At 43.3% G+C, this 12,654-nt stretch carries 12 protein-coding genes and 1 riboswitch; of the genes, 4 read left to right on the top strand and 8 right to left on the bottom strand.

Annotation, left to right across the window (positions count from 1 at the left end):
* Window positions 1-30: 30 nt before the first annotated feature.
* The gene (locus tag R7E51_RS02570; RefSeq protein WP_017820931.1) at window positions 31-1,503 is read right to left on the bottom strand and encodes a carboxypeptidase M32; all 1,473 of its coding nucleotides are present in this window, start codon (window positions 1,501-1,503) and stop codon (window positions 31-33) included.
* Window positions 1,504-1,726: 223 nt separating this feature from the next.
* Here R7E51_RS02570 and R7E51_RS02565 point away from each other — a divergent pair, with 223 nt between their 5' ends.
* Entirely contained in the window at window positions 1,727-2,362 is a 636-nt protein-coding gene (locus tag R7E51_RS02565; protein ID WP_017820932.1) for a LysE family translocator, read from the top strand.
* Entirely contained in the window at window positions 2,362-2,928 is a 567-nt protein-coding gene (locus R7E51_RS02560) for a hypothetical protein (RefSeq protein ID WP_005385713.1), read from the top strand. Before R7E51_RS02565 ends, R7E51_RS02560 begins: the two co-directional genes overlap by 1 nt.
* A gap of 118 nt (window positions 2,929-3,046) precedes the next feature.
* Here R7E51_RS02560 and R7E51_RS02555 read toward each other — a convergent pair whose 3' ends face one another.
* Complete coding sequence (locus tag R7E51_RS02555) at window positions 3,047-4,423, bottom strand: alanine/glycine:cation symporter family protein (RefSeq protein WP_206957277.1); 1,377 nt, start codon at window positions 4,421-4,423, stop codon at window positions 3,047-3,049.
* Between the two features lie 122 nt (window positions 4,424-4,545).
* Window positions 4,546-4,645, bottom strand: a riboswitch (glycine riboswitch).
* A gap of 527 nt (window positions 4,646-5,172) precedes the next feature.
* Between R7E51_RS02555 and R7E51_RS02550 the strand changes: the two genes are divergently transcribed.
* Together R7E51_RS02550 and R7E51_RS02545 are read left to right on the top strand one after the other, a co-directional pair.
* Window positions 5,173-5,331, top strand: a complete 159-nt coding sequence (locus tag R7E51_RS02550) for a hypothetical protein (RefSeq protein ID WP_005377784.1) — start codon at window positions 5,173-5,175, stop codon at window positions 5,329-5,331.
* Between the two features lie 31 nt (window positions 5,332-5,362).
* On the top strand, window positions 5,363-6,097 hold the full coding sequence (locus tag R7E51_RS02545) for a chromosome segregation ATPase (RefSeq protein WP_017820934.1): 735 nt from the start codon (window positions 5,363-5,365) through the stop codon (window positions 6,095-6,097).
* Window positions 6,098-6,186: 89 nt separating this feature from the next.
* On the opposite strand, the gene R7E51_RS02540 is transcribed toward R7E51_RS02545, so the two are convergent.
* The 6 genes from R7E51_RS02540 to proV form a co-directional block, all read right to left on the bottom strand.
* Window positions 6,187-6,570: a hypothetical protein gene (locus R7E51_RS02540; protein ID WP_017820935.1), complete on the bottom strand. Its 384-nt coding sequence runs from the start codon at window positions 6,568-6,570 to the stop codon at window positions 6,187-6,189.
* Window positions 6,571-6,669: 99 nt separating this feature from the next.
* On the bottom strand, window positions 6,670-7,035 hold the full coding sequence (locus tag R7E51_RS02535; RefSeq protein WP_017820936.1) for a VOC family protein: 366 nt from the start codon (window positions 7,033-7,035) through the stop codon (window positions 6,670-6,672).
* A 147-nt stretch (window positions 7,036-7,182) separates the two neighbouring features.
* Window positions 7,183-9,132: an LTA synthase family protein gene (locus tag R7E51_RS02530; RefSeq protein WP_005377780.1), complete on the bottom strand. Its 1,950-nt coding sequence runs from the start codon at window positions 9,130-9,132 to the stop codon at window positions 7,183-7,185.
* Window positions 9,133-9,326: 194 nt separating this feature from the next.
* The gene (gene proX / locus R7E51_RS02525; protein ID WP_005377779.1) at window positions 9,327-10,334 is read right to left on the bottom strand and encodes a glycine betaine/L-proline ABC transporter substrate-binding protein ProX; all 1,008 of its coding nucleotides are present in this window, start codon (window positions 10,332-10,334) and stop codon (window positions 9,327-9,329) included.
* Window positions 10,327-11,412, bottom strand: a complete 1,086-nt coding sequence (gene proW, locus R7E51_RS02520; RefSeq protein ID WP_017820937.1) for a glycine betaine/L-proline ABC transporter permease ProW — start codon at window positions 11,410-11,412, stop codon at window positions 10,327-10,329. The genes proX and proW overlap by 8 nt, the downstream gene beginning before the upstream one ends.
* Window positions 11,413-11,416: 4 nt before the next feature.
* Complete coding sequence (gene proV / locus R7E51_RS02515; protein ID WP_005377777.1) at window positions 11,417-12,604, bottom strand: glycine betaine/L-proline ABC transporter ATP-binding protein ProV; 1,188 nt, start codon at window positions 12,602-12,604, stop codon at window positions 11,417-11,419.
* Window positions 12,605-12,654 lie beyond the last annotated feature (50 nt).

Raw genomic sequence — 12,654 nt, 5'->3', positions numbered from 1 at the left:
CTTGGGCTTTTACTTTCTATTCTTTTCGCTTTATAAGTAGCGATCTTTTAGGTGAGCTTGAAAGTGTTTAGCATTCAGTGTTTCACCCGTGGCTTGTTTTACCAACTCATCAGTGGTGAATAAGCTCCCTTTACTCCAGATGTTTTCCGAGAGCCAATTGAATATCGGAGCTAAGTCGCCAGAACGAATAACCGCATCTACATCGACGGTTTGTTTCATTGCTGCCATAAATTGTGCAGCGTACATCGCACCGAGCGTGTAGGACGGGAAATAGCCAAAACTTCCGTCTGTCCAATGGATATCTTGCATACAGCCATTTTTGAAGTTTCCTTCGGTTGATAGCCCCAAGTACGCTTTCATCTTTTCGTTCCAGAGTTCTGGTACATCTGTATGTTTGATGACGCCGTTCATGAGATCTCGCTCAATTTCATATCGAAGAATAACGTGAGCAGGATATGTAAGTTCGTCAGCATCTACGCGAATAAAGCCTTTTTCTACGCGAGTGTAAATTTTGGCTAAATTGTCTTTTTCGAATTCACTACCAGAAAAATGGTTAGAAGCCAGTCGAGCGAGGTGATCGATAAACGCGCTGCTTCGTCCTATTTGCATTTCAAAGAAGAGTGATTGTGATTCATGAATACCCATAGAGCGAGCTTCTCCCGCGGGTGTTCCTGATAAATCTTTTGGTAGCCCTTGCTCGTATCGAGCATGGCCAGTTTCGTGGACAATCCCCATCAATGATTGGACAAACTCGTTTTCATTATAACGTGTCGTAATACGTACATCTGTCGGTACACCGCCACAAAATGGGTGGGTACTCTCATCAAGTCGACCGTGTTCAAAATCGAATTGAAGTAGCTTCATGACTTCCAAACCGAGCGCTTTTTGCTTTTCCGCAGGGTAGTGTGCAGTTGGCAATAAGATGTTGTCTGATTGTTGTTTTTCAAGCGCTTCATCGATCAAAGTAGGAAGCCAGGTTTTCACGTCAGCAAAAAGAATGTCTAACGACGCAGACGTTGTGCCAGGTTCATAAACATCGAGCATGGCATCATAAGGAGTCGTGCCATTTGCTTCGGCTCTAATTTGCGCTTCTTCCTGCGATAGCTTTACTACTTCAGCCCAGTTCTTTTCAAAACCAGCCCAGTCATTTTCTCCACGTTGTGTACGCCATGCATGTTCACATTTGGAGCCAGCAAGAGATTGAGCTTGAACTAATGATTCTGGTAGTAAGTTAGCTTGCTGCCACCCACGCTTCATTTCTCTTAGGATAGATTTTTCTTTTGTAGACAGCGTGTCTTCTTCTGCCTGAGCGAAAAGCTCTCCCAAGTGCGGTTGAGTCATTAAAGAATGGATATGTACATCAAGCTCTGCCGTGGCATTCGAGCGTGCTTCAGCGCCACCAGGTGGCATGACCGCCGCTTGATCCCAATCTATGATGGCAGATAGATGCTCAAAATTTGCCACTTTTTTGGAATGTTCAACGAGTTTTGTAAATGCGTTCATGTGACTACTCTTATTCTTTTGTTCTTTCCCTAAACACCCGATAACGGGTCCTTCATATGGTGTTGCACTAAGCAACCTGCGTTAATTTACTAATAATTAACAATTAACTCCAACCCATTGTCCATAAACTCACCCAGTTGTATAGCTCTCTTAAAAAAGAAGCTTGCGAATCTTGTGGATTGGCGGTATTGATGAAGGATTGACAATTAATTATCACGATAATATGGATATTTTGAATTTCGAGGCATTTATTATTGCCATTACGATTTTAACGTTAACGCCAGGTTTAGATACTGCACTTGTTATCCGTAACACTAGCCGCTCGGGCCTAAAAGATGGATGTACAACCAGTCTAGGGATTTGCTTTGGCTTATTCGTACATGCTTTTTTTTCTGCGGTTGGTATCTCGGCGATTCTTGCGCAATCAGCAGAGTTGTTCCAAATCGTAAAAATGATTGGCGCAGCTTATCTTATCTGGCTTGGTTTGAGCAGTTTAAAAGCGCTAATGTCGTCGAAAGATGGATTGACCGTGACCGAGCAGATTCACGAAGTGTTTAATGGTAAGCGCTCTTTTAGAGAGGGCTTTCTTTCTAACGTCTTGAACCCGAAAACGGCGGTCTTCTATTTGGCTTTCTTACCACAGTTTGTGAATCCAGAAGGTTCACCCTTGCTTCAATCAATGATGATGGCATCTGTACACTTTGCTATTGCGATGGTTTGGCAGTGTGGTTTAGCTGGCGCGCTTAACTCGGCTAAAAATCTACTAAAGAATGCAAGCTTTATGAAGTGGATGGAAGGCGCGACGGGCGCAGTATTAGTCGCACTTGGTGTGAAGTTATTAATTGAAAAACCCGTTTAATGCGTAATATTTATCGATTGTTGATACTACTCGCTGTATTTATTGTGGGGATAGGTGCCGCTGTTGCTTGGCATACGTGGCCACAAGTACAGTTTGCGCAACGCGGCATGATCTGGTCTTGGCACTGGGGCTACTTCGAGCCTTTTGCTAATGGAATACAACAAACGCGAACTCAAGACACTAAACAGTTATTGCTCAGGCGTGTGTATTTGCATGACGCTATTGTCGTTTTTGTTTCGACAACTATGGACAATAAATTTGAGGTCGACGTTGTAAAAGAGCAAACCTGTGAACCTAAAACGACGACTTGGGCTTCGGTCTCTGTCAATCATCAACGTGTCAGGCATGTACCTATGGTGTGCGATGCGTTTGGGCAAGGCTACTTTTATCGCTACATCGGGAAACATCTGGAATCGATTGAGGTTGGTGTCGGCGACTCGTTTGTAACAGAAGCATTTTTAGACTGGCCGCTATCAGAGTTGAAAGCGGATCAATTCAAGCAAAAAAATGCGAAGTTTTTTGAAGAACGTGGAGAAAACGTTGAGCATCAATGGTTGAGAGATTAACCATTTAACCGAAGATAAATAAAGCCCGCTAAATAATAGCGGGCTTTATGTTTTTACCATTTCTAATGTGCTTTGCTCTCCGTTACTGGTAGTTTGTGACCGAACAGCTGTCATTTCACTAAGCTTTCACTGCTTCAACTTCACCTGATTGCGATGTTGAGCTAAAGAACAGTTTGGTTTCTGCCAGTACGACGTGACGCAGTGCGATCAAACCAATCAGGTTAGGAATTGCCATCAGACCGTTTACGATATCAGCCAGTAGCCAAATCATATCGAGGTGAAGGAATGCACCAGATGCCACCAAGCCAACGAAAATCAGTTTGTATGGAAGCACAGCTTTAGTTCCGAACAGGAACACAACGCAACGCTCACCGTAGTAGTTCCAACCAAGAATGGTGGTAAAAGCGAAGAACATCAAACCGATTGAGACGAGCATAGGGCCAAATGTATCTGCATTTAAACCCACCGCAAAAGCATGAGTCGTCATCGCGGCGCCTGCTAGGTCACTTTGCCATGCACCGGTCAGGATTAGAGCAAGGCCTGTCATGGTACAAATAATGATGGTATCGAAAAAGGTACCCGTCATTGAAATTAGGCCTTGTTTAACACAAGAGTCTGTCTTCGCTGCTGCTGCTGCCATAGGCGCGCTACCCAAACCTGATTCATTTGAGAACACACCGCGAGCGATACCTGATTGGATTGCCAACATGATGCTTGCACCTAGAAAACCACCAGTCGCTGCTGTTGATGTAAAGGCTGAAACCAGCACTAATTCAACGGCATTGAACAATTGGTCTGCATTCATGATGATCACGCTTAAACACGCCAACACATAAAATACAGCCATGGTAGGAACCACTTTTCCTGCAACGTTAGCAATGGATTTGATGCCACCCAAAGTTACGAAAGCAACCAAAAGAGTTAGTACAAAGGCAGATAGCTCACGGTTAATACCAAGAGATATCTCACTTGCATCCAGAATCGCGTTTACTTGTGGAAACGTACCGATACCAAAACAAGCAACACCTAAAGCAAACACTGCAAACATGATCGCGAGAGCTTTTGAGCCAACACCGTATTGCAAGTAATACATTGGGCCACCAATCATTTGGCCTTTATCATCGACTCTTCGGTACTTAACCGCCAACAAACATTCGGCGTATTTAGTCGCCATTCCGAAAAGGGCAGCGAGCCACATCCAGAATAGAGCGCCTGGTCCACCGAGTTTGATTGCTGTGGCAACACCAACAATGTTACCAGTACCAATTGTTGCTGAGAGTGCAGTACAAAGAGCTGCAAAGCTAGAAACGTCACCTTGAGTATTAGATGACTTATCTTTACTGAATACCATCGCTAGCGCTGTTGGGAGGTGTTTAAACTGGATCAAGCCAAGGCTAAAAGTGAAGTAAACACCTGTACCCACTAGCAAAATAAGCAGCGGTGGACCCCAGACAAAATTATCGATGGTTTGTAGTAAAGATTGTAGGTTGTTCATGATTTCCCCTTAATAAAACAACTAATAAGGAGAAGAGGGAAAGGACGAGATCAACGATCTCTAAAAGAACTAAGCTATTGGCTGTAGGCGGGAAGGCCAAGCAAAATAGTTAGGTTGTAACTTTCCACTCCTCTGTCCTTTTGCCTGAGAGTTTCACCTTGCGTGAGTGCAAGACTTGCTCCTTCGGCGACCGATTTAACGGTTCTCTCCAGAGGTTCCTCCAACTACAGTCCCCGCTACCTAGGTAGCACCTGAAATAGTTAATTCTTCGGCGAGTTATGCTAATCAAATGTTAAAATTTGATTAATAACCACTCTCCTGCAGTCTTCATCGGAACAATTACTCAATTAAATGAGTAAAGGTTAGTTAATGATGCTGGTCATCATTAACGTGTGAACTCTATCATGTTTTTGGTCCATTTCAACACCCTATGTCAATTTATTTTCAATGAAATAACCTTATCTATTTTCATGAAGGTATGTTTGCCAATCTTTTTGTGCGAGTCACGGCATAAATAAAATTTATTGGGTTAGGGAATGGAACCCAAAAACACTTCAGAACGATAAATGTGTTTCGATCGTTACGACATAAGTTATTCAATTAAGGACACAAAATTGATTAAAATCGGAGCACTTATTTTAAAATCTACGCTAAGTTGACCTTATGGTACGTATAAATGGGTTACAATGAATCTTTGTGAAACAGTCTACGGACCTAGGCAGTTTTTCATGAGTGGACAAGGAGGCGGTATGACCAGATTATTAGCCATTGCGGTGTTGATTGCAGTAGCATTTGTGCTGTTTCGTTATCGAACCAATGAAAAAGTCCAAAAAGCGACCGTTATAACATTAATTGGCGCATTTCTGATTTATACAGCATCAATTATGTTTGCGGAATTGATCCGCTAGCAAAGTAAAAGAGTCCTTGGAGTAGTATACGGTGAGTTCTCAGAACAAAATGGAAGAGCAAGACGACGTAGTTGTCATTGAAGAGCGTGACAAACGTACGCATATCTATATCGCAATCGCTGCGGTGTTAGGCTTGGCATTTGGTGGCCTTGTTGGATCGGTTGTCACTGCGAACAAGTGGGAATCGACTTACCACGTATTAGAAGAAAAGTATCAAGCACTAACGCAAGATAAAACCCAGTTGGCATCTCAAGTAAAAGTGCGTGAAGAGGCGCTCGACCAAGAAATACAAAACCAAGTTAGTGAGTTACTCGCCGCGAAAGATGAAGCTCATCAGAAAGCACTTAAGAAGTTGCAAAAGCAATTGACTGAGGTCGAGAAGGTTAACTTGTCACTAGAGTCTCAATTGAAGCAGCAGGCAGATAAGATCAACACGACGAAGTCAGAAAATGAGAAGTTGAGTCGTCAAGCGGATATGCAAGCGACTATGTTTGAGCGGTCCCGCGAAGTATTCCAGAAAGAGCTAAAAATTTCGCAAGAATTAGAGTCTCTCGAGAAAGAACGGTCAAAATTATTACCTAAGATTGAGAAACTCAAGAAAGAGTGTGACGTATTTTTAGAAGGCAAATCTTGGGACGTGAAGTCGGACGCGTGTGATAAACATGACGAAGCTAATTCACGACTAAGTCAGGTCGATCAAATGATTGAAGTCTATAAAATGGACCTCAAACAAATCAAAGCAATAACGGAAGATATCGGCCTTTAAGTCTTTTGTATCCGATTTTTGAAAAGCAAAAGGAGCTCTTTAAGAGCTCCTTTTTCTTTGTTAGCTATGACTTTAAGGCTGCTCGTATATTAGATTCGTGAGGCGTCATAGCCTGAGGCGAGCAGGAGCTCTCGTTCGTGTTTAATCAGCTGAGCTCGATCTTCAATTAGTTCATTGAGTGCTTGAGATGGCTTACCTGCTAATGCTTTGAACGAATCAAAAGATTCCGCGGTGTCGATTTTATCAATCATCTGACTGATGACATTACGAGCCTCACACGGGTTACTCGTCGTTGTAAAGTATTCTACTTGCTTTGCTGCCGATTTCATCTCAGTTAATAGCTCAAGCGGGCTACTTTCTTTGGCTACTGCCATGTAGTTATCCAGCACGCGCTTTGCATAAAGCAGTTCTTTGAGGGGGATATCTCTTCCGCTCTCGATTAGGGATTCGCTAAGGATCATACTTGAGATCATGGGCATTCCTTCTTATTACTACGCCGCTTTTAATGTTTCCTTGAGTCTAATTTATTGAAGTCACATTGGGAATGGGTAAAAAGCATTTTTAACGCATTTTTATTCATTTATGAAAACACGAATGCGATGCTTATCTGGATCGATAGCCATAAAATTTAACCCATACACTGATGTCGCTGGTGGTTGAACAAACTCAACACCTAGGTCTTTCCAGCGCTTGTAAATGCGCTCTAACGTATGCCTGTTGGGCACTGATAAAGACAGCTCGGTGCCACCACCTCTAATTCCGCTGTGGGGTGAAAGATTATCTCTTTGCTTGAGTGTCAACGTTAAGCCTTCGGTCATTGGAATAGCGGCAAAGGTTGGAGACAACTGCGTGACTTTGCGTTCGAACAGTTTCGAATAAAAAACTTGGCTTATGTGGATGTCCTCAACGTAGAGAACGAATGAATTGATAGTCAGCATGGTTTTGTTCCTTAATCAATTAGAAGTAGTAGGGGCAATCTAACGGAAAGGAACGACAGGAGTTGTCAGTAGAACATTCTCGAAGGTAAGTGACAGAATAAGAAAAAGGAGCCGTTTAGCTCCTTTTTATCAGCGGAATCATTGGTATTAATGAGTGTGTTTGGAAGAATACCAGTTGTTTTGATACGCTTTAGATGCAAATAATGCGTTTGCTTTTGCACGCTCGATAATAGACTCGTCCACCTCTAGCGGCTTCATGGTTTGGTCTTTAAAGTCGTACGCCAGGGTCGATATCTTTTCACCAGGGGAAAGCACAACGAGATTGTCGCGCGTTAAATAACCAAAGTTTTTGTCGTATTGCATCATTGCGCGTTCATCTTCGCGAGCCAGTGGCTTCGTTAAATCACGACCAATCATCGGTGTTTTAGCATCTACCCCAATCAGAGATAACAGTGTAGGCGGCATGTCTATGTTGTTTGCTATGCGGTCATCTTTACGTGGTTGAATGCCTTTACCAAGGATCAATGCTGGAATGTGAAAGTGCTTAACTGGAACAAGGTTAGCGCCAGAAACACGTGCATCATGATCTGCAATTACAATGAAAATGGTATCATCCCAATAAGATGACTTTTTCGCCTTTTCAAAGAAAGTACCCAAAGCGTAATCGGAATATTTAACGGCGTTCTTACGCGTCATATATTCTGAATCGTATGGCTCAATTTTGCCTTTTGGATACTCATAAGGGCTATGATTACTTGACGTAAAAACTAAGCTAAAAAAAGGTTTGTCGCTTTTTGAAAGGCGTTCAAACTCTTCGTTTGCTTTGTTATATAGATCTTCATCACTAACACCCCAAGAGCCAACAAAGCTTGGGTTGTTATAATCGTCTTCTTCTACTATTTGATCAAAACCGTTACCAAAGAAGAAAGTTTTCATGTTGTCAAAGTTGGCTTCACCGCCGTAAATAAATTGCGTGTGATAGCCTTGAGCTTTCAGTAAGTCCGCGATGGTAAAGAAACCCGTTTGGCTTTTACTCAGCTTCACTACCGCGCGAGACGGAGATGGAGGAAAGCCCGTGGTTACGGCTTCAATTCCACGAACAGAACGAGTACCAGTGGCGTACATTTGTGTGAACTGCCAACCTTCCTTCATGAGTTCATCAAGGTTTGGTGTTAGAGGTAAACCACCCAAAGCACCGACAAATTGGGCGCCTAAGCTTTCTTGTAGCAAAATCACTAAGTTTTTATGTTTACCCTGGTAAGTCGCGGGGTTACTGTTCATGGTTGGGAGTAATGAAGGGGTGAAGTCGGACTTTGTTGATGAAGTGCGAACTAATTCCAACATCTTTTGAGTGTCCATTTTTCCGTAGAACTGCTCAGCACTCTTTTCTGACTTCATGCTATTAACCGCAAACAACAATGAGTAAGATGAGTTCAGTGCTAAGTCGTTAAGCAGTGGATCGTTAGAAAAGGCGACCATAGCAGGATTTAGCGGGCGGTGCCCTAAAGATGAGCGAGCACCTGCAACCCCAAAAAGAACAACGAAAAGTGCCAATAGTGGTCGCCATTTCCAGTTGACCTGCTGCGCCTTATCGGTCAGTTTCTTACTCCACTTCCAACCTAAAGTGATGGTTAAAACTGTACCTAACGCACCAATAAACAGTTCTAATTTGTAGCCAGTCCAGAGCATACTCAAGACTTCTTTTGGGTAGATTAAGTATTCCACAAACAGGCGGTTTGGACGTAGGTCGTATTCCTGAATGAATGGCGCTGTTGCTAGCTCCATGTATACAAGCACCCAAAGCCCTAAAACCATCCATATGCGTAATATTCGCTTCCAACACTCTCCCATCTTACCGGTTAATGGCATGAAGGTTGAAAACAGTGCTGGAAGAATAAATAACCAGCAAAGCGTTGCAATATCTACGCGCAAACCTTGACCTAGGATGTAAATTAAGTCGTTTAGAGAGTCAATACGGTCAATCTGCCAAAAAGCTAGCAAAACTCTTGAGATAGACAGAAATAGAAGCGAAAACAAAGAAAAGGCAGCAATTGGCTGCAAAGGCCCCCACACAGAGCTCTTTGATAAGTTTTTCATATTTATTCGAATAGTTTAATTGTTATGTTGTGTTGTTTTTAGCAAAGCAAGCGTGAAATAAACGTGAATTATAATGTGGGTTTATGGTCGAGTAGTGTAAGTGTTGGTATGTCTATGTAAGGGGGAGGGGCGTTTGTGTAAAAAAAGAGCCAGTTGATAACACCAACTGGCTCTAGAGGTTGATAAAGGCATGATTACATTGCGGCTTTCTTCGCTTCTTCGACCCATGCGTCGAACTTTTTCTGGTTCGCTTTGATCCAACCATTTACATGAGACTCGATGTCCGCTGAGCTGTTCTTACCTTGGCTCATCATCATATTCTGAGCACTAACATCATTGATATTTAGTTTGATGATTTCAAATAGCTTCGCAGCAGCAGGGTTTTTTTCCGTAAACTCTTTATTGGCAACGATGCGCATAGAGTTCATCTCGAAGCCGTAGTTCTTACCGTTCTCTAGTGTCGTATCAATGTCCTTACGCTCACCAGGAAGTGAAGAGAATGGCACTTCTAACCACACAACATCTTTCCCTGGAACTAAAACGCCACTTACCCAGTACGGTGTCCAAGTGTAGTAAAGAATCGGATCGCCTTTTTTGTAACGTGAGATCGTATCAGCGATAATCGCCGCGTAGTTACCTTGGTTGTGTGTTACTGTGCCACGAAGTTTGAAAGCATCCAACTGATGCTCAACAACCATTTCACACCCCCAACCTGGGTTACAACCAGTTAAGTCCGCTTTGCCATCGCCGTTTGCATCGAATAGCTTCGCCAATTTTGGATCTTTTAACTGACCAATGTTAGTGATGTTATATTTTTCCGCGGTTTTCTTATCGATCAAATAACCTTGCGCAGCACCACTTACGTATTGGCCTTTACGGAAGAACTTATCATCACCGCCCGACATCGTGTACTTATCGGCGTGAAGAGGGAACCAACCAACCGCTAAGAAAGTAGCATCACCTTTAGCAATAGAGGTGTAGCCTACGTTGTAGTCCACTTCTTTGGTCGGTTTAACATCGTAACCAAGCTCTTCAAGTGCGCGGTTTACGATCAACGTTTGAAATGTTTCTTCTGCAACGGTTGATTGAACAGGCTGAACAGTGACACCTTCACCCGGTAGTTCACTTGCCACACCATAAGTTGAAAATGCGATAGTACTTAGAGCTCCAACAGAGAGCGCTTTCTTCCATGAATTATTCATTGATGTTTCTCCTAAGTTTTAGATCGTCTTGGTTCGTCTTTGTTTTCAGTTTTAATAGGTATGAAACAGGACCTGTGTGATACCAGCGAAGTTTAGTGTTGCCCGCATTAACCCCTAACACCTGGGTGATACGGTCTAACAAAATCGCAAGAATAACGATGCCTAAGCCACCAACGGCAGCAAGACCCATATCAAGTCGGCCAATACCACGAAGTACCATTTGGCCTAAGCCGCCAACAGCAATCATTGAAGCAATCACTACCATAGAAAGTGACAGCATTAAGGTTTGGTTTACACCTGCCATGATAGTTGGTAACGCCAACGGTAACTGGATGCGATAAAGCATCTGTTTTTTGTTTGCCCCGAAAGAGTGGCCAGCTTCGATAAGCTCTTCAGGTACTTGCTGAATACCCAAAATAGTCAGGCGCACAACGGGAGGCAGGGCGAAAATGATCGTTACTACTACGCCAGGAACGTTACCAATACCAAACAACATAACAATTGGTACAAGGTAAACGAACGCGGGAGTCGTTTGCATTGCATCTAATATTGGCCTAACAAATTTGGCAGCGGTTTGGCTCCTTGCCAACCATATCCCCATTGGTAGCCCTATAAGCAAACAGAAGAAAACGGCGGTTAACACCAGTGCTAGCGTTGTCATCGCTTGTGACCACGCACCAATTAGGCCGATGAAAACAAGGGATACAAGAGTAGAAAAACCAAGTTTTACATTGGAAAACTGCCACGCTAGCAAAAATAAAATGAGTACCATTATAGGCGCAGGTGTAGACACCAAAGCAGTTTCAAACGACGTTAGAATAAAGTCGATTGGAACTCGTATTGCTTGGAAAACAGGTCGACCATGTTCCACCAGCCAGTTCAAACCGGACTCTACCCAGCTATCGAGGGGTAAAACCGCATCTTGGAATGGGTTCATAATATCGAATGGCGCTTGCTCTACAGTTTCTGAGTTGAGCCAATCATTACTTGGCGCGGCCTCTGTACCTTGCGACCAAGGATCATCTTGCGTAGGAGCAGTATTTGACCAGGGATCATTGTTAGTTTGCTCTGAAGACATCGTGTTAATCCTTATCTAGTGTTTGTAGAAGACGTGATTTAGTCACGACACCAAAGTAAGTTCCTTTCTCATCTACGACAGGCACGGCATAAGGAACACCAGCAACCAGACCCAAAATGTCATTAATTGACTGATCAGGCTGAAGAGTAACTTCATCCGGTAATTGAGCACTGGCTAACGAACGGTTTTCTTTATGAGCCAAACGTAGTGAATCAAGAGATACGATGCCGGAATATCGGCTAGATTTATCGACGACAATACCGTAATCACGGTCGTGATCCATCAGAATCTGCATCGCAGAGCCTGGACCGTCATTTTCCGATTTCTTAAAAACAGCCGCTGGCTTCTTGCGCGCGATATCTTTTGCTGTCAAGACACTTGCGATGTTTACGCCGCGGAAAAACGCTTCGACATAATCATTTGCTGGACTGTGTAATATTTCATCAGGTGTACCAACCTGAACAACCTCACCGTTTTGCATGATGGCGATACGGTCGCCAATGCGCATTGCTTCATCCAAATCATGAGAAATGAAGACAATTGTGCGTTTGTCATCGTTCTGTAGACGAATAAGCTCATCTTGCATCTCAGAACGGATCAATGGGTCTAAAGCGGAAAACGCCTCGTCCATTAATAGGATGTCAGGATCACAGGCTAACGCTCTCGCTAAACCAACGCGCTGTTTCATACCACCGGATAATTCGTCAGGGAAAGATTCTGCATAAGGGTCTAAACCCACTCTTTCTAGGGCGGAAAGGGCACTTTTCTGACGCTCATTAACATCGATGCCGGCAAGTTCTAAACCAAAGGCGGCATTTTCAATCACCGTCATGTGTGGCATGAGTGCGAAACTTTGAAACACCATTGAGATATTATTACGACGAACTTCTCGAAGTTCATTTTCGGAGATGTGGGCGATATCTCTTCCTTTGAGATAAACACTGCCTTTAGTCGGCTCAATGAGCCGGTTAAGAAGTCGAACAAGGGTGGATTTCCCGGAGCCAGAAAGGCCCATGATTACGAAAATTTCCCCTTCATTTATGGTGAGAGATACATCGTTTACGCCGACTGTTAAACCTGTCTGTTCAAAAATACCGTCTTTATCGACGCCTTTGTCGATAAGCGAGAAGGCTCTCTCTGGGTCTTCTCCAAACACTTTATACAGTCCCTTAACTTCCAGTATGGGATCCATGTTATCTGTCCTTTTTCGTGTGTTTATAACTGTTTAACGATTTGTACTCT

The sequence above is a fragment of the Vibrio sp. Vb1166 genome (genome assembly GCF_033338695.1).
Lineage (GTDB): Bacteria > Pseudomonadota > Gammaproteobacteria > Enterobacterales > Vibrionaceae > Vibrio > Vibrio alginolyticus.
The sequence above is the reverse complement of the archived record's forward strand: the minus strand, read 5'-3'. Positions and strand labels throughout refer to the sequence as shown.

Excerpts from the sequence above, each read along its gene's own strand:
- R7E51_RS02570 (WP_017820931.1), bottom strand. The coding sequence starts at position 1,503 with ATGAACGCATTTACAAAACTCGTTGAACATTCCAAAAAAGTGGCAAAT.
- R7E51_RS02565 (WP_017820932.1), top strand. The coding sequence starts at position 1,727 with ATGGATATTTTGAATTTCGAGGCATTTATTATTGCCATTACGATTTTA.
- R7E51_RS02560 (WP_005385713.1), top strand. The coding sequence starts at position 2,362 with ATGCGTAATATTTATCGATTGTTGATACTACTCGCTGTATTTATTGTG.
- R7E51_RS02555 (WP_206957277.1), bottom strand. The coding sequence starts at position 4,423 with ATGAACAACCTACAATCTTTACTACAAACCATCGATAATTTTGTCTGG.
- R7E51_RS02550 (WP_005377784.1), top strand. The coding sequence starts at position 5,173 with ATGACCAGATTATTAGCCATTGCGGTGTTGATTGCAGTAGCATTTGTG.
- R7E51_RS02540 (WP_017820935.1), bottom strand. The coding sequence starts at position 6,570 with ATGATCTCAAGTATGATCCTTAGCGAATCCCTAATCGAGAGCGGAAGA.
- R7E51_RS02535 (WP_017820936.1), bottom strand. The coding sequence starts at position 7,035 with ATGCTGACTATCAATTCATTCGTTCTCTACGTTGAGGACATCCACATA.
- R7E51_RS02530 (WP_005377780.1), bottom strand. The coding sequence starts at position 9,132 with ATGAAAAACTTATCAAAGAGCTCTGTGTGGGGGCCTTTGCAGCCAATT.
- proX (WP_005377779.1), bottom strand. The coding sequence starts at position 10,334 with ATGAATAATTCATGGAAGAAAGCGCTCTCTGTTGGAGCTCTAAGTACT.
- proW (WP_017820937.1), bottom strand. The coding sequence starts at position 11,412 with ATGTCTTCAGAGCAAACTAACAATGATCCCTGGTCAAATACTGCTCCT.
- proV (WP_005377777.1), bottom strand. The coding sequence starts at position 12,604 with ATGGATCCCATACTGGAAGTTAAGGGACTGTATAAAGTGTTTGGAGAA.